Origin of the sequence: Nonomuraea sp. NPDC048826 (genome assembly GCF_043198225.1) — a bacterium.
In the GTDB taxonomy this organism is placed as follows: domain Bacteria; phylum Actinomycetota; class Actinomycetes; order Streptosporangiales; family Streptosporangiaceae; genus Nonomuraea.
Genome location: NZ_JBICUQ010000006.1, coordinates 461,365 through 486,894 on the forward strand (window position 1 = coordinate 461,365; position 25,530 = coordinate 486,894).

Below are 25,530 nucleotides of genomic sequence, written 5' to 3' on the forward strand. Positions count from 1 at the left end.
CCGGCCCCGGGCCTACTGCCGCGGATAGAGTTAGCGAACCTCTGACGCGTGACGGTGTGAACCCCGCTGAGCGGGAACCCGTAAGAGGTGGCCGAGAGCTTACGCATCGAGACGATCCCCTACCGGGGCTGCACGGTCCTGCGGGCCCGCGGGGTGCTCGACCACGCCGGGCGGGCCCGGTTCAGCGCCCACGTCGAGGCCGTGTGGGACTGGTCGCCGGGGCCGGTGCTGGTGTTCGACCTGAGCCGGCTGCGCTTCTACGACGCCTCGGCCATCGGCGTGCTGGCCATGGCGCTGCAGCGGATGCGGGCGGCGGGCAGCGGGCGGGTGATCCTGGTCCGGCCCACCGACCATCTGCTGAACGTGCTGCGACAGACCGATCTGCTGGCGCATGTGGAGATACGCGACAGCGTGGCCGAGATCGTGGCAGAGCTGATGCCACCTGCGACGGATTTCCGGGAACCGCGGGAACCCGAAGATCGTTTCCGGTACGGTCGCCAGCCGTAAGGAAACGGAGAGTGAGCAGTGGTGTTCAAAAGGATGCTGGGCGCGTTCGGCGTCGGAGCCCCCTCGGTCGACACGGTCCTCGCCACGCCCCGGGCGCGCCCGGGCGGCACGCTGGCCGGTGAGGTCCGGCTCAAGGGCGGCGAGTTCGACGCCGCCATCGAGCACGTGACGCTGTCCCTGGTCGCCGGCGCCGAGGCCGAGACGGGCGACGGCGAGCTGACGGGGCTGGCCGAGCTGCGCAGGTTCCCCGTCTCCGGCCCCTTCACGCTGGCCAAGGGGACCGACCGGACGATCCCGTTCGAGGTCGAGGTGCCGTGGGAGGCCCCGATCAGCGAGGTCGGAGGGCAGCCGCTCACCGGGATGGCGCTCGGCGTGCGCACCGAGCTGGCCATCGCCAAGGCGGTCGACAAGGGAGACCTCGACCCGGTCGCGATCGAGCCGCTGCCGTCGCAGCAGCGGGTCATGGAGGCGTTCCTGCAGCTCGGCTTCGCCTTCAAGTCGGCCGACCTGGAGATGGGCCGGATCTACGGCGTCCACCAGGAGCTGCCGTGCTACCAGGAGATCGAGTTCTACGGGCCGCCCGGGCAGATCTCCGAGGCGGAGCTGACGTTCGTGGCCGGCCCTGACGGGATGGACATCGTCATCGAGGCCGACCGCCGCTCCGGCCACTACGGCTCGGACGCCGTCGGGCGCTTCCGGGTGGGTCACGACGAGGCGCTGCGGATGGACTGGGCGGCCGAGATCGGCGGCTGGCTGGGCAACCTGGCGTCCTACCAGGGCTACGGCCACCACCACCACGAGGAGCACCACCATCACCACGGCGGTGGCGGTGGTCTCGGCGGTGCGCTCGCGGCCGGAGCCGTCGGCGTGGCCGGCGGGATGATCGCCGCCGAGCTGATCGAGGAGGCCTTCGAGGACGAGGAGGAGTGACCTCAGCGGGAGTGCGCCCGATCACCGCCGAGCAGTTCGGTGAAGAGGTCCTCCCACATCGGCATCACCACGTCGGGCGCGTAGCCCCGGGCGGTGGCGGCCGCGGCGGCGCCCATGTCGATGCGCCGCCCGCGGTCGCGGATGACCTTCTTGAGCGCGGCGGCCAGCGCGTCGACGTCGCGCGGCGGCACCAGCAGGCCGTCGGCGCCGTCGGTGAGCACGTCGCGCGGGCCGGTCGGGCAGTCGAAGGCGACGACGGCCAGGGCGTGCGTCATCGCCTCGATCATGACCATCGGCAGGCCCTCGAAGCGCGAGCTGAGCGCGTAGACCGAGGCCGCCGCGAGCTCGTCGTCGAGCCGTTCGGTGCGGCCCAGGAGGGCGACGTTGTCGCTCAGGCCCAGCTCGTCGATCTGGGCCTGGAGCCTGGCCTCGCGCGGGCCGTTGCCGAAGACGCGCAGCTTCCATTCGGGGTGGTCGGCCACCACCTGGGCGAACGCCTGGATGAGCAGGTCGAACCCCTTCTGCGGCACCAGCCGGCCGGCCGCCACCACGACCGGGTTGCGCTGCGTGGAACGCTCCTGGTCGACCTTGTGGACGGCGTTCGGGATCTGCACGATCCGGGTGTCGGGCAGGATCTCCTGGTATTCGATCTGGTTCGTCTTGGTCAGCACCGCCACGGCGTCGAACCCGCCGTAGTGACGGACGATCTCCTGGCGGATCGTGTCGGGGTAGGCGGTCAGGTTCATGTGCTCCTGCGCCACCTTGACCACGCTCTTGGGCGCGCGCCTGGCGGCGATCAGGTTGAGCGCCGGACGGGTGGTGACCAGGATCCCGTCCGGCAGGGCGGAGACGTAGTCCATGACGGCCTTCTCCACCCGCTCGGTGAAGTACTCGGCCGCGAACTCGCCCCGGGGCACGATCTTGCCGCGGAGCCTGCGCCAGGCCCGGCGCGCGAGCGAGTCGGGCTCCCGGCCCTGGCGCTGGTCCACCAGGGCGCTGAGCCGGACGTCCTGGTGGATGGCGAACTGGGGTTTGTTGCGGCGGCGGACCACGCTGACGATCTCGACGTCGTGCCCCGCCCGCGCCATGGCGTTGGCCTGGTTGACGACGGTGCGGATGGTGCCGCCCATGCCGTAGGCGTGCAGCATGAGGTAGCGGATCTTCACTCCACATACCCCCACGTCCGGCACATCGGCTTCAGCGAGTCCAGGATCGAGTCGGGGTCCGGCAGCTCGCGGCCTGGCTGCACGGTGCCCGAGCGGATCTTGTCGCGCCAGTCGCCCAGGCCCTTCTGGATGACCGCCTGCTCGCCGTACGAGAGCATCCCGGGCTCCCACTCCAGGCCGAGGAACGCGCAGATCTCGCGGGTCACCCGCTCCGGCTCGGCGCTGAGGTCCTCGTAGCGGACCGTCAGGCCGGGCAGCGCCGCCTTGGCCCGCTCGACCGCCTTCATGTAGCGCAGGGCGTCGACCGCGGCCTCCTCGCGGTTGCGCTTGTCGGGGCTGGCCTCGTACCAGGAGGTGGCGATCGAGGCCGGGTGGCGCAGGAGGAAGATGTAGCGCGCGTCCGGCCAGCAGGTCGAGATCCGCTCGTAGGCGAACGCGTTCGCCGGGGTCTTGTCCACGATGAACCGCTTGCCGCTGCGCACCAGCTCCCGGTGGAGCACCCGGTCCCAGAGCAGGTGCTCCAGGTCGGCCTGGTTGTGGCCGAGCGCTTCCATTGCCTTCGCTGCCAGGGTCGTGCCGAACTCCACTCTGAGGCGCCGCACGTGGAGTTCGTGCGGGGCGTGCAGGTCCGTGTGGGCGTTCATGATCGAACGCAGCAGGGTGGAACCGGACCGCACCGGGGAGATGATGAAGATCGGCGCGGTGAGCAACCGGTCGGCCTTGGGATCGGCCGGCGGCCTGATCTCGGCCTCGGTCTGCTTGACCTTCGTGGGCGCGGTCTTGGCCGGCACCGCCGTGGAGATCCCCTGGTTCCCTACTCGATTGACCTGGAATCCGGTGAACCTGACCAGCGCTTTGTTGATTTTACGCTGCCAGCTCATGCCGAGGCAGACTACCCACCCTTCCTGGCAGTTCCCTGGCAATCCGGTGACACCGGGGGTTAAAGACTTGCGCCGCGGCCGGAAGGCCCGGGATGTTTTGGTATTTCGGACCGGATAGTCTCGTGCGCTGTACGGTTACGCGGTCCGCCGGGAAACTCTTCGGGGAAGCCTGACAGCCACATGAGACGTGTCCGGGCCGCCTCTGCCCTCTTCAGCGGCTATCAGCATCCCACGCAGATGATCGCGGTGGGTTTCGGCTTCGCCATCGCGGTCGGCACCCTGCTGCTGTCGCTGCCCGCCGCCACCGCCGAGGGCCAGACCACCACCTGGCTGACCGCGCTGTGGACCGCGACCGCCTCCGTCTCGCTGACCGGGCTGATCATCGTCGACACCCCGACCCACTGGTCGGTCTTCGGCGAGGTGGTCATCATCGGGCTGGTGCAGATCGGCGGCCTCGGGATCATGACGCTGGCCACGGTCTTCACCGTGCTGGTCTCCGGCCGGCTGGGCCTGCGCGCCCGGCTGTTCGCCCAGGCCGAGACCAAGACGCCGACCATGGCCGACATGCGCAAGGTCGTGCGCAAGGTCGTGGTCTACAGCCTGGTGTGCGAGGCCGTCGCCGCCGTCGTGTTCACCGCGCGGTTCGTGATCGGGTACGGGGAAGGCTTCGGCCGGGCCCTCTACCTCGGGGTCTTCCACGGCATCTCGGCCTTCAACAACTCCGGCTTCACGCTCTGGTCCGACAACATCATGGGGTTCGTCGGCGACCCGTGGATCTGCCTGACGATGTCGGCCGCCGTGATCGTGGGCGGGCTGGGCTTCCCGGTGGTGTTCGAGCTGCTGCGCTCCTGGCGGCACCCGGGCAGGTGGAGCGTGCTCACCAAGATCACTGTGTTCGCCACCCTGACCCTGCTGACCCTGGGCACCCTGGTCTACCTGGCCACCGAGTGGCGCAACCCCGGCACGCTCGGCGGGCTGGACGAGCCCACCAAGCTGCTCGCCGCGTTCTTCATGTCGGCCATGGTGCGCACGGCCGGGTTCAACAGCGTCGACACCGGCGAGCTGTACGCGTCAAGCTGGCTGCTCTCGGACCTCATGATGTTCATCGGCGGCGGCAGCGCCGGCACCGCGGGCGGCATCAAGGTGACCACGCTCGGCCTGCTGGCCTTCGTCATCTGGTCGGAGCTCCGCGGCGAACCCAAGGTGAACGTCGGCCACCGCCAGGTGCCGGACGCCGCCCAGCGGCAGGCCGTCGTGGTGACCGCGATGAGCGCTACCCTGGTGGCCTTCTGCACCTACGTGCTGCTGGTGCTCACCCCGCACACCCTCGACCGGGTGCTGTTCGAGGTGATCGCCGCGTTCAGCACGGCGGGGCTGACGACCGGGATCACGAATGACATCCCGCCCGCCGGGCACCTGCTGCTCATCATGCTGATGTTCGTGGGCAGGATCGGGCCGCTCACGATCGGCTCGGCGCTGGCGCTCAAGGAACGCGCCCGGCGCTACGAACTACCCGAGGAGCGGATGATCGTTGGTTGACCGACGTAACGACCCGGTGGTGGTGATCGGCCTGGGCCGGTTCGGCTCCGCCCTGGCCCTCGAACTGACCAGGCGCGGCACCGAGGTGCTGGCCATCGACAACCGCCCCAAGATCGTGCAGAGCCTCTCCGGGCACATCACGCACCTGGCCACCGCGGACGCCACCGACCTGGAGACGCTCCAGCAGCTCGGCGTGGCCGACTTCTACCGCGCCGTGGTCGCGATCGGCGACCTGGAGGCCAGCATCCTGACCGCGTCGCTGCTGGTCGAGCTGGAGATCGACGACATCTGGGCCAAGGCCGTCAGCCAGCAGCACCGCCGCATCCTCAGCCGGGTCGGCGTGCACCACGTCGTGCTGCCCGAGCACGACATGGGCGAGCGGGTGGCCCATCTGGTGAGCGGGCGGATGCTCGACTACATGGAAGTGGACGAGAACTTCGCGCTGATCAAGACCCGGCCGCCGAAGGAGTACGTCGGCGTTCCGCTCGGCGCCTCGAACCTTCGGCGCAAGTACGGCGTCACAATCGTGGCGGTGAAGAAGGAGGGCGAGGAGTTCACGTACGCGACCGCCGACACGGAGCTGTCGTACGGCGACATCATCCTCGTCTCCGGTCGCGGCGACCAGATCGAGCGGTTCTCCGAGCTCACCTGACCGAGGACGCCGCCGAGAGGTCCCGGCGACCTGCGGATTGGTAAAAGGACGTATTTCTGGCCATTACCGTGGCTATAGGGTTTTGGCAAGGGCTTGTGTATCGGGAGGTTCTCTCACAATGGACCGGGGATCTGGGATCCTGCGGCTCGCGGGCGCGGCTGCGGCGGCCGGGGTGCTGACCGCCGCCCTCGCCCTTCCGGCTGTCGGCGGCGCCGGTGCGATGTTCGTCAACACCGCGGAAGAGCTCAACCTGAAGGCGATGACCCTGAAGGAACCGCCCCTGGCCGAGAAGACCACGGTCCTCGACGCCAAGGGCACCGAGATCGCCCAGTTCTACGAGGAGTACCGCGAGGTCGTGCCGCTCTCGGAGATCTCCGAGGAGATGAAGACGGCCATCATCGCCATCGAGGACTTCCGCTTCTACGAGCACGGCGCCATCGACATCGAGGGCACGCTCCGCGCCCTGGCCAAGAACCTCTCCTCCGGCGGCATCGCCCAGGGCGGCTCCAGCATCACCCAGCAGTACGTCAAGCAGGTGCTGCTCAACTCGGCCGTGACCGAGGAGGAGAAGGCCAAGGCGCTGGAGGCCAGCTACGCCCGCAAGCTCAACGAGCTGCGCTACGCGATGGGCGTCGAGGAGAAGTACACCAAGGACGAGATCCTGGAGAAGTACCTCAACATCGCCTACTTCGGCGCGAGCGCGAACGGCGTGGAGGCCGCCGCCAAGCGGTTCTTCGGCGTCACGGCCAAGGAGCTCGACCTGGCCCAGGCCGCCACCCTCGCCGGCGCCGTGCAGGACCCGAACCGCACCGACCCGAACCTCGGCCGGGTGCAGCGTAAGCGCCTGCTGGAGCGGCGCAACGTCGTGCTCAACCGGATGCACGAACTGGGCAAGATCACCGACGATCAGCTCGCCAAGGCCAAGGCCAAGAAGCTCGGCTGGAAGAACACCCCGCTGCCCGGCGGCTGCGGCGCGAGCCCGTACCCCTACTACTGCATGTACGTGCGCGCCGAGATCCTCAACAACCCGGTCTTCGGCAAGACCAAGAAGGAGCGCACGCAGCTGCTCAACCGGGGCGGCCTGACGATCAAGACCACGCTCGACCCCAAGATGCAGCGGGCCGCCGAGCGCGCGATCAAGAAGTGGGTGCACGCCTCCGACAGCCCGGTGGCCTCCGAGGCCCTGGTCGAGCCCGGCACCGGTGAGATCAAGGCGATGGCCGCGAGCCGCACCTACGGCCGCTCCAAGAAGCGCAACGAGATGTCCTACAACGTCGTGGCCGACGCGGCGCACGGCGGCGGCGTCGGCTTCCAGGCCGGGTCGACCTTCAAGACCTTCACCCTCCTGACCGGGCTCAAGGAGGGCATGAAGATCAACGACGGGTTCTCGGTGGGCGCCGGCTACCGCGCCTCCGGCTACTCGACGTTCAAGAACTGCAAGGGCGAGAACATCGGCGACCCGTCCCACACCGTCACCAACGACGAGGGGTCGGGCGGCTTCAAGACGCTTTCGACCGGCACCTGGGGCTCGGTCAACACCTTCTTCATGAAGCTGGAGGAGCGGGTCGGCCTCTGCGACACGATCAAGACGGCCAAGTCGCTGGGCATCAAGCGGTCCGACGGGCTGCCGCTGCAGGAATACTCCACGTTCACGCTCGGCATCAACGAGACGGACCCGGTGACGGTCGCCAACGCCTACGCGGCGATCGGGGCGCGCGGCAAGTACTGCGAGCCGATGGTCGTCACCGAGATCACCGACCGCTACGGCAAGGTCAAGAAGTACCAGCCGAAGTGCAAGCAGGTGATGGATCCCGAGGTGGCGGACGCCGCGGCGCACATCCTCGAAGGGGTGTTCACCAAGGGCACGATGCGCGGCGTCGGCGGCATCGGCCGTCCGGCGGCGGGCAAGACCGGCACCACCGACGCCCAGGCGACGGCGTGGTTCGCCGGTTTCACCCCTGACCTGGCGGGCGCGGTCAGCATCGGCGACCCGCGCGGCTCGCAGCGCTACAAGCTGAACAACGTGACGATCGGCGGCCGCTACTACGGCTCGGTCTTCGGCGCGAGCATCCCGGGGCCGATCTGGCGTGACACCATGCTGGCGGCGCTCAAGGGCACGAAGGCGACCGACTTCCACCCGCTCGACACCTCCAGGTTCGGCGGGTGCGGGTCGAGCTGCGCGCCGGTCCGGACGGATCGCGACGAGCCCGACGAGCTGCGCGACATCGACGACAACGACGGCATCCGGGCCGATCTCGGCCAGGACTGACACCCCGGGCCAACACACGGTCTGAAACGCGGCGGGGGGGTTCCGGGACTCCCGGGATTCCCCGCCGCGAAATACCTCCGAAATCTCGCCGCTCACTTCCGCCCCACCACCTGCGCTTTTCTTTACTGGAAGCTAACAGCCCAGTACAGAGGCTCTGTTAACGGCGGCGAAACATTGATAACGTGGGAGCGCTCCCAGGGATCTTCGGCGCGAGGTGTCGAGCATGTCCGAGCAGCCCACACTGGCCCAGGTCGCCGCGGCCGCCGGGGTCTCCCCGGCCACCGCTTCCCGCGTGCTCACCGGCTCGGTCCGGGTCAGCACGTCAACCCGTCGCCAGGTTTACGAAGCCGTCTCCCGGATGGGATATGTGCGGCAGCGAGCGCCCAGAGGTTCGGTCTCCAGAACCACGGCGACCGGAGTCACCGCGGTCGTCTGCGATCATCTGCCGCGATTATTCTCCGAACCGTACTATGCGCGGCTGCTGTCCGCCAGCGGTGCGGTCCTCGCCGAGAACGGCACCCATCTGAACATCATCACGGTCAACCCCACGTCGTCCGTCCTGCCCACGCTCTCCGGCGCGGTGCTGCTCATCGGCGCCCGGGAGCGGCACCCGCTGGCCATCAAGCTCTGCACCTCCGGCATCACCGTGCGCAACATCGGCCGGCCGCCGCACGACCTGAAGCTCCCGTACGCCGACGTGGACAACCACGACGGCGGGCGGCAGGCCGCCGAGCACTTCCTGCTCACCGGCCGCAGGTCCGTCGCCGCCATCGGCGGCCCGCCCTCGCTGCCCGCCGCCAAGGACCGGCTCGACGGCCTGGTCAAGACGTTGCGAGAGGCGGGCGTGGCCGAGGTCCCCGTCGCGTACGGGGACTTCACCGCCGCGTCCGGCACCCACGCCATGCAGTGGCTGCTGCGCCACGCCCCCGGCCTGGACGCGGTGTTCGCCGCCTCCGACCTGATGGCCGCGGGGGCGATCCAGGCACTACGCAGGGCGGGCCGGAGGGTGCCCGCCGACGTCGCGGTGATCGGGTTCGACGACGCCCCGGTCGCACGGCACACCAACCCCGCGCTCACCACCGTCCGCCAGCCTGTCGAGGAGGTGGCCACCATCGCGACCAGGTTGCTACTGTCCGGAACGACCGGGATCGATCCGATCCTCCCGACAGAACTGGTCATCCGTGACTCGGCATGAACCCGGCGACATCCTGGCCCGCAGGTATCTGCTCCTGGACCCGCTGGCCCGGGGCGGCATGTCCGTCATCTGGCGCTCTTTCGACCAGTCGCTGCAGCGCATGGTGGCGGTCAAGGTGCAGTGCTCGTCCCTGCAGACGGGGTTGGGCGACCGGGTGCGAGCGCGGAGCGAGGCACGGGCCGCCGCCCGGTTCATCCATCCGGACGCCATCGAGATCTACGACTACGGCGAGGCCGTGACCACCAGCGGGGAGGTCGCGGCCTTCGTCGTGATGCCCCTGCTGGACGGGGTGCCGCTGGCCGAGCGCCTGGAGGACGGCCCGCTGCCGTGGGCGCGGGCGGCGGCCATCGCCATGCGGACCGCCCGCGTGCTGGCCGCCGGGCACGCCCGCGGGCTCGTGCACCGCGACGTCACCGCCGAGAACGTGCTGCTCACCGACGACGGGCTGAAGCTGCTCGACTTCGGCATCGCGGCCTCGGCCGGCGACCCGGAGGACGGGCGGGGCACGCCGCCGTACGTCGCGCCCGAACGGCTGGCCGGGGCGCCGACCCATCCGGCCGTGGACGTGTACGCGCTGGGCGTGCTGCTGTTCACCATGATCGCGGGACGCACCCCGTACCCGGAGACCACCTGGGAGCAGCTGGAGACGGCCCGCCGCTCGTACCCGCCGCCACGCCCGCCGGGGGCGCCGCACTCGATCGCCCTGCTCTGCCAGCGGTGCCTCGACCCCGAGCCGGGCCTCCGGCCGCAGGCGTCGGAGGTCGCGGCGACCCTGTCGAACGCGCTCAGCCTGCCCAAGCGGCTGCGGCGCGGCCTGGCCGTCGCGGGCGCGGGGGTGCTCGCGCTGTCGCTGGCGGCGCTGCTGGAGCTGCCCCGGGATGCGATGCCGCCCGCGGTGACGTGGTCGTCGCCGCCGCCCTCGCCGGTGACCTCGATGCCGGCGATGGAACGTACCCCCGCGGAGGGGCAGACGGTCCGGCAGGCGGTCGACGGCTTCCACGCCACGCTGGAGGGGTCCGACGTGTGCGGCGCGCTCGGCGGCGACGTGGCGCTGGACCTCAAGCAGGTGCTGCGCGGGGCGCTGGTGTCGCCGGGCCAGGAGGAGACGGGCCTGGCCGGCCTGCGCAGGAAGCTGGCCGACCGGGAGCGCGAAGGCCGCCTCGACCCGGCCTGCCGCTCCCAGCTGGAGATCCGGCTCAACGAGATCACCGCCGCCCGCCGCTCGCCCTGAGGGCCGTAGGACGAGTTCGCCTCTCCCCGTTGCTCGCGCTGAGGGCCGCAGGACGAGTTCGCCTCAACCGTTGCTCGCCCTGAGGGCCGCACGACGAGCTCCCCTCAGCCCGCCGCTCGCCCCCAGGGCACGCGGCCCTCATGCGCACGTGTAGCCCGAGGGGAGCGCCGAGGAGCCGCCAGGACGGGACGCCTGGAAGCCGAAGGCAGTGCTGCCGCCGGGGGCGAGCGAGCCGTTGTAGCCGAGGTTGGTGGCCGTCACCGTCTGGCCGCTGACCGACACCTGGGCGCCCCAGGAGCCGGTGATCGCGTGGCCCGACGGGAGCGTGAAGGTCACCCGCCAGCCGGAGATCGGCCCGGAGCCGCGGTTGGTCACCGTGACGGGCTGGATGACGTACCCGCCGTCCCACTGGCCCTGGGTGGTGGCGGTGGCCGCGCAGGAGCCGCCGGGCGGCGGGTCCTGGCTGCCGTCGGTGGTGACGGAGAAGGAGCCGACCGCCAGGCCGGCGCCGCCCACCCAGGGCTCGAACCCGGCCTGCACGCTGGTCAGGTACCAGGACCGCTGACCGTACCCGCGGGCCACCACGTCGGCGTAGAAGGTGTCGACGGCGAAGTTGAGCGAGGTCCCGGGGCTGGTCCGGACGTAGGAGATGACGTTCCAGCCGACGTTGCCGAACCACACCTGCCAGGTGGCTCCGGCCAGGTTGACGGTGCCGACCTGCGACCCGATCGGCTGGATGGAGCCCTGCCGGTTGAGCCAGATCATCAGCTCGGCGCCGGTGTTCTGCCCGTCGGTGCGCGGGGTGGGGTCGAACCACAGGTCGTAGGAGGCGTTGTAGACGCCGCTGCCCGGATAGCTCATGGTGACGCTGGAGCGCAGGTTGCCGAAGCCGGAGGCGTCCGCCCGCATGGGGAGGCCGCTGCCGGAGGTGCAGGCGCCGTAGTGGCAGCCGGCGTAGATGGACGGGTAGGCGGCGGGCGCGCCGTTGGTGGCGTTGTTGTGCGCGGCCTGGGTGATGGTGAAGCCGCCGTTCTGGTTGACGTCGATGCACTGGGCCGTACTGGCCCCCCAGACGTTGTTCTGCACGATGTAGCGGCCGTTCTGGATGCTGGTCGAGCCGTACTTCTCGCAGATGACCGGAGCCGCGGCGTGCGCGGGCAGGGCGAACGCGAACGCCGCCAGGAGGGCCGCGAGGGCCAGGGAGATGTGCACGCGTCTCATGTCCGCCACCATCACGAGCGCGCGGCGGCCCCGGCAACCCCGCCCGGCCGGGAGGGGGCGGCGACAGGGCGGCCACCAGGCGAAACCGGGGCCGGGATGACCTGAAAGTTTCACCCCGGTTTGTCGGACTAAGTCTGGACATGTTGTAATGCGATCACGCGAGTGCTGCCGGGCGGGCGGGTCGTGGTGGGTTCCTCTGTCATGCGTGTGAGCAAAGGAATCTTGTCCATGAGAGTCATGCGTTCGGTGGCCTTGGCGGCCGCCGCGGCGTTCGTCATGATCATCACTGCGTTCGTGATCCCCCAGTCGGCCCAGGCCCACGGCGTCACCATGTTCCCCGGCAGCCGCACCTTCCTGTGCTGGCAGGACGGCCTGCGCGAGAACGGCGCCATCGACCCGTACAACCCCGCCTGTGACGCGGCCGTCGCCCAGAGCGGCACCACGCCGCTGTACAACTGGTTCGCCGTGCTGCGCTCCGACGGCGCGGGCCGGACGAGCGGGTTCATCCCCGACGGCCAGCTCTGCAGCGGCGGCACCGGCGGCCCGTACGACTTCTCCGCCTACAACGCGGTGCGCAACGACTGGCCCAAGACGCACCTGACGTCGGGCGCCAACATCCAGATCCGGCACAGCAACTGGGCGCACCACCCGGGCTCGTTCGACCTCTACATCACCAGGAACGGCTGGAACGCCAACGGCCCGCTGGGCTGGGGTGACCTGGAGAAGTTCGCCACCGTGACCAACCCGCCGCAGTCAGGCGGGGTCGGCGCGCTCAACTACTACTACTGGAACTCCACTCTCCCGGCCGGCAAGAGCGGCAACCACATCCTGTACATCCACTGGAAGCGCTCTGACAGCAACGAGAACTTCTACAGCTGCTCGGACGTCGTCTTCGACGGCGGCAACGGCGAAGTCACCGGTGTCGGCCCGGACGGGAACGGCCCCGGCCCCGGCCCCGGCCCGACCGACACGCCGACCCCGGACCCCGAGGGTGACTGCCAGGCCACCTTCCGCGGCACCGACACCGGCTGGGCCGGCCACTTCCAGGGCGAGGTGACCGTCCGCAACACCGGCGACACCCCGCTCAACGGCTGGACGGTGTCCTGGACGTACACCGGCGGGCAAGGCTTCTCCGGATCGCCGTGGAACGCCACGCTGACCGGGCAGCCGCCCAACGTGGTGGCCAAGAACGCGTCGTACAACGGGCAGCTCGCGCCGAACGGCTCGACCACGTTCGGGTTCAACGCCACCGGCAGCGTGCCCAGCCCGGTTCCGACGCTGAGCTGCACGAGCCCGTAAGGGCGGATCGATGCTGGAGGACGTGCGGAAAGCACCGGCCCGGCGGCGCGGCTTCCTGGCCGTCGCCGCCGTGGTCGTGACCGCGATCGCCGGTACGTCGCTCCTCGCGGTCCTGCGGCAGCCCGAGCTGCCGCAGGACCTGCGCGGGGAGCTCGCCGCCCAGGTGACGGCGCTGCTGGAGCGGTCCTCGCCCGAGGAGCACCACCACCACGGGCATCACTTCGAAGAGGACGCCGGGAAGATCATCTGCGCTGTCGAGCCGTTCGGCGTCTCCCCCGAGGAGGCGCGGAGCGTGGCCGAGGTCGAGTGGGTGTACGCCCGGCACATGTGCGCGATCACCGGCCCGGGCACGGACTGGAAGACGTCCGTGCGGGTCGCCGGTCCGCTCGCGGTGCGGATCGGTCATCACACCGAGGTACGGGTGCCCGCCGCGGGCGCGGGCTACCCGGAGCGGGTCAGGGAGCTGATCCCGGAACGCCTGCACGAGGAGGCGTTCGCGGACTTCGACGACGACGCGACGCTGGACGCCGCGCGCTCGAGGTTCGAGCAGGCCCGGTAGGAGCAGGGGCGGCCCGCACGCGAACGCGGCCGGCGGAGGGGGAGGACTCTTCGGGCCGGCCGCGTTCGCGCCATCCGGGCGGGATGGTTCGCAGGGGCGATTCACTTCATCGGTGCGGCCTCACCTCCTTCGGGCAGGGGACGGGTCGGTCAGGTGGCGCAGGTGTAGCCGGACGGCAGACTGGTCTGGCCGTTGGGCCGGCTGGCCTGGAACCCGAAGCCCGTGCTGGCGTTCGGGGCGAGGGTGCCGTTGTAGCCGAGGTTCCTGGCGGTCACGGTCTGGCCGCTGACGGTGACGTCGGCGTTCCAGGAGCCGGTGAGCTGGTGGCCGACGGGCAGCGTGAACGTCACCGTCCAGCCCGTCGTGGCCGAGGAGCCGGTGTTGGTCACGGTGACCGGCTGGGCCACGTAGCCGTTGCCCCACTGGCTCTGCACGGTGGCGGTCACCGAGCAGCCGCCGCCCCCGGTGCCCGGCTCGGTGGTGAACGAGCCGTTCGGCGACGGGGTGGACTGGTTGCCCGCCGCGTCCCTGGCGCGCACGTACACCTGGTAGCCGGTGTCCGGGGTGAGGCCGGTGAGGGTGATGGAGGTGGTGGCCGTCTGGCCGAGGAGCGTGCCGCCTGAACGGTAGACGTCGTAGCCGGTGACGCCCACGTCGTCGGTGGCGGCTGTCCAGGTGAGGCGGGCGCCGGTGGCGGTCACGTTCGACGCGGCCGGGGCGCCGGGGGCGGACGGCGGGGTGGTGTCCACCGGGTCGCCGCCACCGTAGATCGCGGCCTCGCGGGCGGTGGCCCGGATGCCGTTGGTGCCGTTGAAGAGCCGCTGGCCCCACGAGGTGAGCCGGCTGACGTCGAAGTTCGTCACCTGGTCGAGGTATTCGACGCCGCCGCCGTTGCCGCTCCACGACCAGCCGAAGTAGCCGAGGCCGCGGCTCACGGCCTGGGCCATGATCGTGTCCTCGTCCGGGTTGCCGTCGGAGTGGTCGTGCCCGAACTCGCCCACGACCAGCGGCAGCCCGGCGGTCTTGAACGCGTCCATGTAGGCGGTGATCTCCGCGGCCGTGTCGAAGACCCCGTACATGTGGATCGAGAAGATCACGTTGCGGTCGGGGTCGCTGTCGAAGACGGTCCTGGCGTTGTCGCGCATGCCGAACTGCCAGTCCTGTCCCCAGTTGGGGGCGTCGACCATGAGCGCGTGGTCGAAGCCGTTGGCGCGCAGTTTCTGGATCGCCGCCGTGGTGGCGGCGGCCCAGCCGGGGGTGACCGCGTTGTTGCCGATCGGCTCGTTGCCGATGTTGACGACGACGTAGTCCTCCTGGCCGACCAGGGCGGACTTGACGCTGATCCAGTAGTCGGCGGCCTGGTCGAGGGTGTAGGCGCCGCTCTGCTCGCCGTACCCGGTGGTGTCGTGGTTCTCCAGGACGCAGATGAGCTTGTTCTGCTTGCACAGGGAGACGACGTTGGCCACGTCGGCGGTGTTGTTCGGGGTCCACCGACCGCCGCTGAGCACCACCCGCACGGCGTTGGCGCCGAGCGACTTGATGTCGCGGAAGGACTGCGTCTGGCTGGTGTACCAGGTGTGGGCGTGGCTGGTGCCGCGGAAGACGAGGTTCTCGCCGCCGCGTTCGACGATGTTCGCGCCGCTGACGTGGATGCCGACGGCGGCGTGCGCCGGTTGGCTGATCAGGGCGACCGGGAGGAGGATGAGCGCCGCCAGGGCGGCGAGGCGTGATCTCATTAACTGCCCTCAGGAGTGCAGGTGATGGGGTCGGGCACGACGCCGGCGCCGTTGGCCAGGAAGCCGAACGTCGTGGTGGCACCGGGGGCCAGGGAGCCGTTCCAGGTCTCGTTCCGCACGGTGACGGTCGAGCCCGACGCGGTGTGCCTGCCGCCCCAGATCTGGGTGATGGTGCCGGAGCCGCTCCAGGAGACGGTCCAGCCGGTGATCGGCGAGGTGCCGGCGTTCTTCACCGTGACCTCGCCCTGGTAGCCACCGCTCCACGTGTTGACGACCTTGAACGCGGCGGTGCAGCCGCCGACGGGGGCCGGTTCGTCAGTCGTGGTGAAGGTGACGTCGCCGGACGGGGGCGAGCTGTTGCCCGCCGCGTCCCTGGCGACGACGTACGCGGTGTAGGCGGTGCCGGGGGTGAGCCCGGTCAGGTCGAAGGTCGTGCCCGGGGCGGTGCCCGCCTTCTGACCTGCCAGGTAGACGTCATAGCCGCTGACGCCCACGTTGTCGGTGGCCGCCGTCCACGTCAGCCTGGCCGTGGAGCCGGTGATCGCGGAAGCCGCCGGGGTGCCCGGCCTGCCGGGCGGGGTGTCGTCCTCCTCCTCAGGTCCTGGCGGTTCGCCCCAGATCTTGGTGGCGCCGCTGTAGAGCGTGATGTTGTTCACCCGTACCGGAGTCGCGCCCGGCGTGGTGGCCACGCCCCGGTAGGACCAGTCGTTGGCCGGGTCCCAGGTGCCGGAGCTGGCGATGCGGAACTGGATCTCCCTGCGGTGCTGCGACTGCCCGGCCGGGGCGATCTTCTGACCGGAGCAGTCGACGGCCACGTAGTACGTGGTGCCGCCGGCCGCGTGCAGCGTCGGGGCCGCGCACTGGGTGTACGCGGACGACACGGTGATCTGCGAGGCGGTGGTGGCGCCGTCGAGGGTGAAGTAGTAGCGGAACGACCCGTCGTCCAGCACCCGCGCGGGCCAGGCCGACTGGTTGCGGATGATGGCCTTGATCTCGGTGAAGTTCTGGCCGGTCGCGTTGACCGCCGCCTCCATGAAGATCTCCGGCCCGTCGGGCTCCTCCTCGGCGGGGAAGCCCGTCGCGGGCGGCCCGCCGTACTCGCGGTAGAGCCTGGCGAGCGCGCTGGTGAAGCCCGCGTTGTAGTCGGTGGCGACCTCGTTCATCACGTAGTCGTCCCGCTTGTCGGTGTAGGCGTCGTTCGGGTCGGGCGGTCCGCCGACCAGTGCCCCGTACAGGGTGTGGCGGGTCTCCACAGGAGAGGAGATCTGGTCCGTCCACGAGCCGTGCGCGGTGCGGTGGTGCGGGTTCTTCGGCGGGTTGGCCCCGAACCCGACCACGTAGGACGAGTTGCGCGGGTTGTCGCCGAGCGCGTAGTCGACCTGCCGGACCGCGAAGTCGTGGTAGCGGGCCTTGCGCGTGGCGTCGGTGATCGAGTCGCTGTGCACGAGCGCCGCGAAGGCGGTGTTGGCCGCGTACCGCAGCGACCCCCACCGGTCCAGCACGGCCTGGCCGCCGGGCGAGTACGCCACCCGCGAGCCGTTCACCCCGACCGTCCACCAGTCGAGCCAGCGGTTGGCGTCGTCGAGGTACTTCTGCTTGCCGGTCAGCTTGTGCAGCAGCACGTAGGCGCCGTAGGACTTGTCGTCCCAGGCGATGGTCCACTTGTACGACTTGATGGAGGTCTGGGGCTCGGTGCCGAGGCTGTCGTAGAGCGACTCGGCCTTGGTCAGGAAGGCCGGGTCCTGCGTTGCCCTGTACAGCCAGATCGCGCCCCAGACCAGCTCATCGGTGTATCCGCTCCACGAGTTGTAGTAGCTCTGGGCGTCGGTGATGCAGTCGCTGTACTCCTTTCTCACGGTGTCGGCGAAGGTGTAGAGCTGCCTGGCGTGCGTGACCAGCGTGTCGGCGTAGCCGGGGTCGGTCGGCCGGAAGACGATCGACGCGGCGGCCATCGCCGCCGCCGTCTCCCCGGCCAGGTCCGACCCGCCGCACGACGCGTCGATCTTGTACGCGGGCCGGGCCATGGACATCGCCTCGGCCGGGCCCCACCAGGCATGGTCGGTGCCGCCGTTGCCGACCTGGCCGTAGAGCACGTTCGGCGACGGGTGGGCCTTGATGAAGTAGTCGTTGACCCACCTGAGGTTGTTCAGCAGGTGGGTCAACTGGCCGGAGTCCTGGTAGGCGTCGCGGTACTCGACCGCGCCCCAGGCCAGCATGGTGGCCGAGAACGCCATCGGGAAGCCGAACTTGACGTGGTCGCCGGCGTCGTACCAGCCGCCGGTCAGGTCACGTCCGACGTCGGACCCGTCGTTCAGGCCGGAGTCGCCGCGCCAGCTCACGCGGTTCCAGTCGGGCAGCTCGCCCGACTGCTGGGCCTCGTAGAACCAGAGCGACTTCTGCAAGGCCTCGCCGTACGCGAACGCCGGGGCCGCCGCCTGGGCGCCCGGTACGGCGAGGAGCGGGAGGGCGAGGGCCGCCGCCGCGACGGCGGCGGCCCTCCGAGCGAAGCGGCTGATCACGGGAAGAGCCGCCCGTATTCGGCCAGGGCCACGGCCACGTCGACCTGCGCCCAGAACCGGTGGTAGTTGAACGTCGGCGTCGGCCCGGTGCCGTTCAGGAACGCCTGCACCTCGGGCCAGTCCGGGTCGTCCTCGTAGAAGGACCTGATCGACATGAACGTGGAGTTCGAGTTGATCGGGTCGCCGTTCGGCATCGTGCCGGTCCAGCCGTTCGGGACGTAGACCGGGTCGTCGACGCGGCGGTAGTCGGCCTTGGTCTCCTCGACCGAGACCCCCTTGGCGTCGCGGTTCTCCCACACGGCGTCGAGCAGCGCCTTGGCGGTGTCCCTGGCCTCGGCGTGGTTCGCCCTGGCCGCGTAGTACATGAGCACCTTGGCGTAGGAGCCGGCCACGCCCACGTCCTGGGTGTGGTCGACGACCTCGACGTGCAGGCCCGGGTTGGCCGGCGGCATGCCGGTGGTGGCGTTGAAGTTCCCCGCCGGCTGGCCGGTCCAGCGCAGCGTGGACGGGATCTGGTAGTCACCGCCGGAGCTGACCGTGGTGTTGTCGAGCGCCCAGGCCACCCACTTGTCGAGCAGCTGCTTGGCGTCGGCATTGCCGGTCACGTTGTACAGCTCCGCGACCCGCTCCATGCTCCACGCCTGGAAGCCGAACCACTGGTTGGACGGCGGGTCGTGGTAGACCGGCTGCCAGTCGTACGTCATGCCGTGGAACTTGGGCAGGTTGCTCGGCGGGGTGCCGTAGTCGCCTTCCCAGCTGTTGGTCGCGCCGCCCGCGATCCCGCCCTCGGCCGACTGCAGCCAGGTGTAGAACTGCAGCTGCCGGGTCAGGCTGGTGCTCCAGTCGGTGGCGCCGGTCGAACTGCGCGGACGCAGCTCGGCGACGTTCGACAGGGCCCAGGCGGCGAACGGGTTCTGGTAGCCGGCGTGGTTGTGGCTGGAGCCGATCCGCCAGGCCCAGCCCGCGTTCGCGTCGGTCGCGCCGCCCCAGGCGTAGTACCAGGACAGCAGGTAGGAGGCGGCGTTCTTGCCGGTGCCCGCCGGGCAGGACGGGCTGGTGCACCCGGGCTGCTTGAAGTACTTGTCGTACATCGAGTAGCGCAGGTAGTCGCCCATCTTGGCGGCCTTGGCCACGGTGGCGGAGATCTGCGACTCCTTGCCCTGCGCCTTGGCCCAGGTCAGCGCCCAGTACGCCACCTGCACCGCGCGGGCGTCGGCGTCGGGGGCGTTGGTGTACTTCCACTGCTTGGCGTAGGACGAGTCCTTGATGAACAGGTCGAGGTAGCCGTTCGGCCCGCCGTGCTCGAACGTGTCGCACGAGGGCTGCGGGATCGTCTCGAACACGGACTCCTCGGCCCCGCGCTGGTAGGTGTTGATGTAGGCGGGCTTGGTGGTGCCGTCGCCGCAGCGGCCGAAGCCGTAGGTGTTGTCGACGTCGAGCAGCCAGTGCATGCCGTAGATGTCGCGGGTGCCGTACGCGCTCTGCAGCTCGTTGGCGATCGGGTCGGAGCCCACGCTCACGCCCTGCTCGATCTGCGACGGGTAGTTGCTGACGCTGGTGTGCTCGGCCGCGTACGTGGCCGGCTTGGACGGGTCGTAGAACGAGTTCGTCGGCTGGTCGGCCGTCGCCGGGATGATGTACCTCTCCATGGAGGCCCAGGCGTCGTTGAACTTCGTCCAGTCACCGGTGACCTGCCCGTAGACCGCCTCCAGCCACAGGTAGTAGCTGTAGGCCTCGGACGTGGTCTCGTGCCCGTGGTCGGGCGCCTCGACCATGAACGTCTCCACCGAGTGGTACGGCACGCCCTCGGGCGAGAAGTAGCCGTTGGCGGGGTCGTGCAGGTCGTTGTACATCTCGGTGAAGCGCTGGATGTACTCGTTGTCGCCGCTGGTCCCGTCGTCGTCCACCTCGGTGACGTTGACGTCGACCGGGTCGTAGCCGCTGGCGCTGACCCGGAACACGGCGGTGCCGCTGGTGTCGTCGGCGTCGTCGGCCGCGTTCAGTGTCACGGTCTGCGCGGTGTTCCAGTTCGACGTGGTGAACGTGCGGGTGGCCCCGGTGCCGACGGTCAGGTCGGTGTCGCCGCTCACCCGCGCGGTGGTCACGGACACGTTGCCGGAGGGCTGCGCCGAGAGCCGGATGGAGAAGGACGCGTCGCCCTCCTCGGGCACGGCCAGGCTGAGCGGGCTCACCAGGAGCGACGGCGTGCCGGTCGAGGTGACGGTGATCCCGACCGGGGACGACACGGACGTGTCGCCGTCGTCGTCGGTCGCCCTGGCGGTGATCGAGTAGCTGCCGGCCGCCACGTTCTGCCAGTTGTAGGTGTAGGGCGCGCTGGTGTCGGTGCCCAGCAGCGTGCTGCCCTGGTAGAAGTCCACCTTGGTGACGGTGCCGTCGGCGTCCGCGGCGGTCGCGGCGATCGGCACGGTGGCCGGGGCGGTGAAGGTCTGCCCGGCGCTCGGCGAGGTCAGCGAGACCGTGGGCGGGTCGTTGACGTCCTCGTCACCGCAGGTGGTGCCGTTGATCGCGAACGACTCGGGTGCCGGGTTGCTGCCGGACCAGGTGCCGTTGAAGCCGATGGAGGTGCTGGCGCCGGTGGCCAGGTTGCCGTTCCACGGCATGCTCTGCGCCGTGACCCGCGTGCCCTGCTGGCCCCAGGTGGCGCTCCAGCCTTGCTCGTAGCGCTGGGTGGTGGTGGGGAAGTCGAAGGTCAGCGTCCAGCCGTTCAGCGGGTCACCGAGGTTCTCGATGGCGATCGAGGCGGTGAAGCCGCCGCTGGACCCGCTGCTCCAGTCGTTGGAGGTGTAGGACACCTGGCAGGCGATGGCCGCGCTGGCCGGCGCCTGGGCGAGTACGGTGGTGGTGCCCGCGACGAGGACCAGGACCGCGGGTGCGGCGAGCCTCCTGGCCAGGCGTGAGAGCATCGAACGGGGTCTACGGATCACGGTTGCTCCATGGGAGTAGGGGGTGGGAGCGCTCCCATGGGGATTGTGCGTTGCGCCGTGGAGTCGATGTCAACGAAACGTCCTCCGGGTGACGCCCGGATTTCCTCTCACCTGGTGGCGTGGCATGAAAGTTTCACGCCGGTTACCGGGCGTTCGGCGAGCGTGCGACGGCGTGACAGGGCTCTCGGAGCGTTGTCGGCTGTACACCCTCGCGGACCGGCTGCACCATTGGGAGCGCTCCCAAGTCAGCCTCTGTTCCCCCTGGAGTTGATGACTCGTGAAGATCCCACGCGGCCTGCGGAAATGGGCCGTGACCGCGACCGCGGCCTGCGTCGCGGCCTTCGGCCTGGTCGCCGGGCAGACCACGGCGGCGCACGCCGCGGTCGCCTGCGACGTCTCGTACACCTCCAACCAATGGAGCAGCGGGTCCAGCGGCGGCTTCACCGCCTCCATCACCATCAAGAACCTCGGTGACCCGCTGAACGGCTGGACGCTGACCTTCGACTTCCCCACCACCACCCAGCGCTACGAGCAAGGCTGGAGCGCCACCTGGGGCCAGCAGGGCACGCGGGTCACGGCGCAGAGCATGCCGTGGAACGGCAACCTGGCCACCGGCGCCAGCACCTCCATCGGCTTCAACGGCACCTGGTCCGGCAGCAACCCGGCACCCGAGTCGTTCGCGATCAACGGCACCACCTGCGGTGACACGGCCGAGACCCCCTCGGTGATCACCTCCGCCAGCTCGGTCGCGGTCGCCGAAGGCAGCACCGCCACCTTCACCGCCCGGCTGTCGTCCGCCCCCTCCTCGAACGTGACCGTGAGCACCACCAGGACCAGCGGTGACACGGACCTGACCGTTTCCTCCGGGGCCTCGCTCACCTTCACCCCCAGCAACTGGAACACCCCGCAGACCGTGACGCTCGCCGCCGCGCAGGACTCCGACACCGCCTCGGGCACCGCCGCCTTCACCGTGGGCGGGTCAGGCGTCACCTCGGCGACCGTCAACGCGAGCGAGATCGACGACGACAGCTCCCAGGAGCAGTCGCTGATCGTCACCCCCACGGCCGTGACCGTGCTGGAAGGCGGCACGGGCACGTACACCGTCAGGCTCGCCGCCCAGCCCAGCGGGAACGTGACCGTCACCTCGGCCGCCGGCAGCGGCGACTCCGACCTGACCGTTTCCTCCGGGGCCTCGCTCACCTTCACCCCGAGCAACTGGAACACCGCGCAGACCGTGACCCTGGCCGCGGCGCAGGACTCCGACACCACCGCGGGCACCCGCACCTTCACGGTGGCGTCCACGGGCCTGACCTCCCGCACGGTCACCGCCACCGAGGCCGACGACGACGGCAACCCCGACCCGACGCACGTCGAGAACCCGTACGCGGGCGCGACCGGCTACGTCAACCCCGACTGGTCGGCCAAGGCCGCGGCCGAGCCGGGCGGCGCCGCTGTCGCCAACATCTCCACCGCCGTGTGGATGGACCGGATCGCCGCCATCGGCGGCTCCGCCGACGCCATGAGCCTGCGCGAGCACATGGACGAGGCCGTCACTCAGGACGCCGCCAACGGCGCCACGCCGCTCACCATCCAGGTCGTCATCTACAACCTGCCGAACCGTGACTGTTCGGCGCTGGCCTCCAACGGCGAGCTGCGCATCGCCCAGAACGGCTTCAACCGCTACAAGGCCGAGTACATCGACCCGATCGCCGCGATCCTCGACGACCCGCAGTACGCCAACCTGCGCATCGTCACCATCATCGAGCCCGACTCGCTGCCGAACCTGATCACCAACACCGACCAGTTCGCCGACTGCCGCGAGGCGGACGGCCCCGGCGGCTACCGTGACGGCGTCCGCTACGCGCTCGACAAGCTGCACGCGATCACCAACGTCTACACCTACATCGACGCCGCCCACCACGCCTGGCTCGGCTGGGACTCGAACTTCCAGCCCGCGGTCGACCTGTTCTACCAGACCGTGGCCGGCGCCGCCGCGGGCGTCGACAGCGTGGACGGCTTCATCGTCAACACCGCCAACTACTCCGCGCTCAGGGAGCCGCACTTCACCATCAACACCACGGTGAACGGCACCACGGTCCGCCAGTCCGACTGGGTGGACTGGAACTTCTACATCGACGAGGCGACCTTCGCCACCGCGCTGCGCAACGCCCTCATCGCCAAGGGCTTCAGGCAGGGCCTCGGCATGCTCGTCGACACCTCGCGCAGCGGCTGGGGCGGCACCGCCCGCCCGTCCGGCCCGAGCACCTCGCTGAACCTGAACGAGTTCGTGGACCAGTCACGGGTCGACCGCCGCATCCACGCCGGCAACTGGTGCAACCAGAGCGGCGCGGGCATCGGCGAGCGGCCGCAGGCCAGCCCGGCGGCCGGCTTCGACGCCTACGTCTGGATCAAGCCTCCGGGCGAGTCCGACGGCTCCAGCCGGGAGATCGACAACGACCAGGGCAAGCGCTTCGACCGGATGTGCGACCCCACCTACACGGGCAACGACCTCAACGGCAACAACCTGACCGGCGCACTGGCTGACGCGCCGATCTCGGGCCAGTGGTTCTCCGCCCAGTTCAGAGAGCTGGTCAGGAACGCGTACCCGCCGCTGTCCTGACATCGAGCGCAGGGTCCAGGCCGCGGACCGCTCCCGGCCTGGGCCCTGTATCCACCTCAATCTACTGATCTCACCTCGAACGCCTCTCGCGCCATTCCGCGACGAGGCGTTCGACGTCGTAGGGGACGAGGTTGAGCGGCGGCCCCGACAGGCCGGTCCTGATGGCCTCGCGGATCCGGTCGTTGATCTCGCCGACGATCCGCCGCACCTCGGCCTCGGTACGCGCCCCCGCCGCCTGGCGGAGCGCCTCCTCCGCGTCCTTGCGCAGCTGGAGCGTCGGCGGCAGCGGCATGGACAGGCCCTCGCTGCGCACCTTCTGCTTGACCCACCACAGCTCGTCGTGCGCCTGGTCGAGCCCGGGGATGGGCTTTCCGGCGCCGGGCAGGTCGTCGAACTCCCCGCGCTCCATGGCCTCGCGGATCTGCCGGTCGACCCAGTTCTCGAAAGGCATTCCGGACGGTTTGCGCTCACTCACGCGCGACCCCCTGGTCTCGGCTCTCCTCGCGACCCTACCCAAGGGATGCGAGGGCCCCGCCTGCCGGTGGCGCGGGCTACGTAGCCGGCGAGCGGGGCTCTCGGTCCGTGGGTCAGGCGGTGAACCCGCCCGGCCGTCCGTCGGCCACGACCCGGACGCGTCTCATCGGCGACCGGCGCTTCACCCGGGGCCTCGGCAGCCGCATGGTGATCTCCACGCGCGTCCCCCGGGGGCCGGTGCGGACGGTGACGCCGTCGCTGAGCTCGCGGATCAGGTAGAGGCCCCGGCCGTCGAACCCCGTCACCGGAGGCCGGTGATGGACGTCGAGATAGCCGCCGGGGATGCCCGCCCCGTGGTCGACGGTCTCGGCGCGCAGCAGGCCGTCCATGGTCCACAGCTTGACGTGGCCGCGCCCGCCCGCGTGGGTCACGACGTTGATGACGCTTTCGTGCACCGCCAGGACGAAGTCCGACAGCCGGGGACCCGCCAGGCCGCAGCCCGTCGCGTGCCACGCGACGGCCTTGCGGAGGGCGGCGACCTCCGCGCCGGTGAAGGACTGGGTCAGCAGCGTGCGCATCTCGGCTCCTCGCGCTTCCTTCGTGTCGGATGACACGCAGGCCGCGCTTCCGGACCTTGCGCAGTCCCCCTCTTCCCGAGGCTGGCAGTTTCACACCAGAATGCCGCGATATAGCGGCAATTGTCAGCTTTCTGGGGTGGAGCGGGCGCCGATCCCCGTCGCCACCTCGCTCATCCGGCCGGCGGCGCTGTCCGGGGCGAGCGGCGCGGTGTCCATCCCCGCACCGGCGTGCATGCCCTCCAGCACGGCCTGGATCGCGTCCTCCGCGGTGTGGCGGGGCGTCCAGCCGAGCACCTCGCGCGCCCGGTCCACCTTCATCAGCGGGATCGCGAGCGCCAGCTCCAGCAGTCCGGGCGCGGCGGGCACCAGCCGCAGGTGCCACCCGGCCGACACCGCGGCCCTGGCCAGCGGCCCGGAGACCGGCACCACGCGGGCGCCGATCAGCTCGGCCAGCGCGCGCGGGTCGAGCACCGGCTCGGCGGCCAGGTTGAACGCCCCGCTGACCTCCTGGGTGACGGCCAGCCGGTAGGCCTCCGCGGCGTCCTCGGCGTGCAGGATCTGCAGCTTGAGCCCCGGGATGTCGGGCACGAACGGGATGCGCCCCGCCTTGACCAGCCGCCGCGGCAGGAACGGCCCGGCGAACAGCCTGCGCTGCTCGGTGGCCGCCTCGTGCTTGAAGATGAAGCCGGGCCGCATCCGGACCACCCGGATGCCCGGGTTGTCGTTCTCGAACACGTCGAGCACCCGCTCGACGTAGGCCTTCTCCCGCCCGTAGGCGGCGCCGGCGAAGCCGTGCGTGGGCCAGGTCTCGTCCACCGGCACGTCCTTGGACCGGGGCGAGTACGCGCCCACCGAGGACGCGTAGACCAGCGCGGAGACCCCCGCCTCCGCGGCGGCCCTGAAGACCCGCGTGCTGCCGAGCACGTTGGCCCGCCAGGTCACGGTGGCGTCCCTGGTCGGCTGGAACAGCCAGGCCAGGTGCACGACCACGTCGGCGCCCTCGAAGATCGGCGACAGGTCCGAGCGGACCACGTCGGCCTTGTGCCACTCGACGCGCCCGTCGCGCGAGCCGGGCGACCGTCTGGCCACGCCGACGATGGACGTCACCCTTTCGTCCGCTTCCAGTGCCCGCACCACGCTGGTCCCGACGTTGCCCGTCGCCCCCACCACCACGACTCTCATGCGCGTGGGGCTGCCCAGGTCACGGGC

The 25,530-nt window shown here is 70.3% G+C and carries 19 protein-coding genes; 10 read left to right on the forward strand and 9 right to left on the reverse strand.

All coding sequences use genetic code 11. From position 1 onward, the window contains the following. The first annotated feature begins 87 nt into the window (after nucleotides 1-87). Both ACGFI7_RS23935 and ACGFI7_RS23940 read left to right on the forward strand, forming a co-directional pair. Entirely contained in the window at nucleotides 88-507 is a 420-nt protein-coding gene (locus ACGFI7_RS23935; protein WP_393408175.1) for an STAS domain-containing protein, read from the forward strand. Between the two features lie 21 nt (nucleotides 508-528). Then, nucleotides 529-1,437: a sporulation protein gene (locus ACGFI7_RS23940; RefSeq protein WP_393408177.1), complete on the forward strand. Its 909-nt coding sequence runs from the start codon at nucleotides 529-531 to the stop codon at nucleotides 1,435-1,437. Nucleotides 1,438-1,439: 2 nt separating this feature from the next. Here ACGFI7_RS23940 and ACGFI7_RS23945 read toward each other — a convergent pair whose 3' ends face one another. Further along, nucleotides 1,440-2,603: a glycosyltransferase family 4 protein gene (locus ACGFI7_RS23945; RefSeq protein ID WP_393408180.1), complete on the reverse strand. Its 1,164-nt coding sequence runs from the start codon at nucleotides 2,601-2,603 to the stop codon at nucleotides 1,440-1,442. Beyond that, the gene (locus ACGFI7_RS23950; RefSeq protein ID WP_393408182.1) at nucleotides 2,600-3,484 is read right to left on the reverse strand and encodes a sulfotransferase family protein; all 885 of its coding nucleotides are present in this window, start codon (nucleotides 3,482-3,484) and stop codon (nucleotides 2,600-2,602) included. The genes ACGFI7_RS23945 and ACGFI7_RS23950 overlap by 4 nt, the downstream gene beginning before the upstream one ends. Nucleotides 3,485-3,664: 180 nt before the next feature. Between ACGFI7_RS23950 and ACGFI7_RS23955 the strand changes: the two genes are divergently transcribed. The 5 genes from ACGFI7_RS23955 (at nucleotide 3,665) to ACGFI7_RS23975 (ending at nucleotide 10,370) form a co-directional block, all read left to right on the forward strand. Continuing rightward, on the forward strand, nucleotides 3,665-5,023 hold the full coding sequence (locus ACGFI7_RS23955; RefSeq protein WP_393408185.1) for a TrkH family potassium uptake protein: 1,359 nt from the start codon (nucleotides 3,665-3,667) through the stop codon (nucleotides 5,021-5,023). Next, on the forward strand, nucleotides 5,016-5,675 hold the full coding sequence (locus tag ACGFI7_RS23960; protein WP_393408187.1) for a potassium channel family protein: 660 nt from the start codon (nucleotides 5,016-5,018) through the stop codon (nucleotides 5,673-5,675). The genes ACGFI7_RS23955 and ACGFI7_RS23960 overlap by 8 nt, the downstream gene beginning before the upstream one ends. A gap of 118 nt (nucleotides 5,676-5,793) precedes the next feature. Beyond that, the gene (locus ACGFI7_RS23965; RefSeq protein WP_393408190.1) at nucleotides 5,794-7,944 is read left to right on the forward strand and encodes a transglycosylase domain-containing protein; all 2,151 of its coding nucleotides are present in this window, start codon (nucleotides 5,794-5,796) and stop codon (nucleotides 7,942-7,944) included. Between the two features lie 223 nt (nucleotides 7,945-8,167). Continuing rightward, nucleotides 8,168-9,139, forward strand: a complete 972-nt coding sequence (locus tag ACGFI7_RS23970; protein WP_393408192.1) for a LacI family DNA-binding transcriptional regulator — start codon at nucleotides 8,168-8,170, stop codon at nucleotides 9,137-9,139. Next, nucleotides 9,126-10,370, forward strand: coding sequence for a serine/threonine-protein kinase (locus ACGFI7_RS23975; RefSeq protein ID WP_393408195.1), 1,245 nt, complete (start codon nucleotides 9,126-9,128; stop codon nucleotides 10,368-10,370). Before ACGFI7_RS23970 ends, ACGFI7_RS23975 begins: the two co-directional genes overlap by 14 nt. Before the next feature lie 138 nt (nucleotides 10,371-10,508). On the opposite strand, the gene ACGFI7_RS23980 is transcribed toward ACGFI7_RS23975, so the two are convergent. Next, entirely contained in the window at nucleotides 10,509-11,591 is a 1,083-nt protein-coding gene (locus tag ACGFI7_RS23980; protein ID WP_393408198.1) for a cellulose binding domain-containing protein, read from the reverse strand. Nucleotides 11,592-11,819: 228 nt separating this feature from the next. On the opposite strand from ACGFI7_RS23980, the gene ACGFI7_RS23985 reads away from it, so the two are divergent. Both ACGFI7_RS23985 and ACGFI7_RS23990 read left to right on the forward strand, forming a co-directional pair. Next, entirely contained in the window at nucleotides 11,820-12,890 is a 1,071-nt protein-coding gene (locus ACGFI7_RS23985) for a lytic polysaccharide monooxygenase (RefSeq protein WP_393408200.1), read from the forward strand. Between the two features lie 22 nt (nucleotides 12,891-12,912). Next, nucleotides 12,913-13,449 (forward strand): hypothetical protein, encoded by a 537-nt coding sequence (locus ACGFI7_RS23990; RefSeq protein ID WP_393408203.1) that lies wholly within the window; start codon nucleotides 12,913-12,915, stop codon nucleotides 13,447-13,449. A gap of 149 nt (nucleotides 13,450-13,598) precedes the next feature. Here ACGFI7_RS23990 and ACGFI7_RS23995 read toward each other — a convergent pair whose 3' ends face one another. The 3 genes from ACGFI7_RS23995 to ACGFI7_RS24005 are packed head-to-tail and all read right to left on the reverse strand — an operon-like array spanning nucleotide 13,599 to nucleotide 20,649. Further along, nucleotides 13,599-15,185, reverse strand: coding sequence for a cellulase family glycosylhydrolase (locus ACGFI7_RS23995; RefSeq protein ID WP_393408206.1), 1,587 nt, complete (start codon nucleotides 15,183-15,185; stop codon nucleotides 13,599-13,601). Continuing rightward, nucleotides 15,185-17,704 carry a glycoside hydrolase family 9 protein gene (locus ACGFI7_RS24000; RefSeq protein ID WP_393408208.1) on the reverse strand — a complete coding sequence of 840 codons (2,520 nt, stop codon included), beginning with the start codon at nucleotides 17,702-17,704 and terminating at the stop codon, nucleotides 15,185-15,187. Before ACGFI7_RS24000 ends, ACGFI7_RS23995 begins: the two co-directional genes overlap by 1 nt. After that, nucleotides 17,701-20,649: a glycoside hydrolase family 48 protein gene (locus tag ACGFI7_RS24005; protein ID WP_393408211.1), complete on the reverse strand. Its 2,949-nt coding sequence runs from the start codon at nucleotides 20,647-20,649 to the stop codon at nucleotides 17,701-17,703. The genes ACGFI7_RS24000 and ACGFI7_RS24005 overlap by 4 nt, the downstream gene beginning before the upstream one ends. 277 nt (nucleotides 20,650-20,926) lie before the next feature. Between ACGFI7_RS24005 and ACGFI7_RS24010 the strand changes: the two genes are divergently transcribed. After that, a complete protein-coding gene (locus tag ACGFI7_RS24010) occupies nucleotides 20,927-23,269 on the forward strand; it encodes a glycoside hydrolase family 6 protein (protein ID WP_393408214.1) in 2,343 nt (780 codons plus the stop codon). Between the two features lie 70 nt (nucleotides 23,270-23,339). Here the strand turns inward: ACGFI7_RS24010 and ACGFI7_RS24015 are convergent, their stop codons facing one another. From ACGFI7_RS24015 to ACGFI7_RS24025, 3 genes are all read right to left on the reverse strand, one after another. Continuing rightward, on the reverse strand, nucleotides 23,340-23,744 hold the full coding sequence (locus ACGFI7_RS24015; protein ID WP_393408217.1) for a DUF1992 domain-containing protein: 405 nt from the start codon (nucleotides 23,742-23,744) through the stop codon (nucleotides 23,340-23,342). Between the two features lie 112 nt (nucleotides 23,745-23,856). Beyond that, nucleotides 23,857-24,321, reverse strand: a complete 465-nt coding sequence (locus ACGFI7_RS24020) for an ATP-binding protein (RefSeq protein WP_393408220.1) — start codon at nucleotides 24,319-24,321, stop codon at nucleotides 23,857-23,859. A 123-nt stretch (nucleotides 24,322-24,444) separates the two neighbouring features. Beyond that, nucleotides 24,445-25,503, reverse strand: coding sequence for an NAD-dependent epimerase/dehydratase family protein (locus tag ACGFI7_RS24025; protein ID WP_393408223.1), 1,059 nt, complete (start codon nucleotides 25,501-25,503; stop codon nucleotides 24,445-24,447). Nucleotides 25,504-25,530 lie beyond the last annotated feature (27 nt).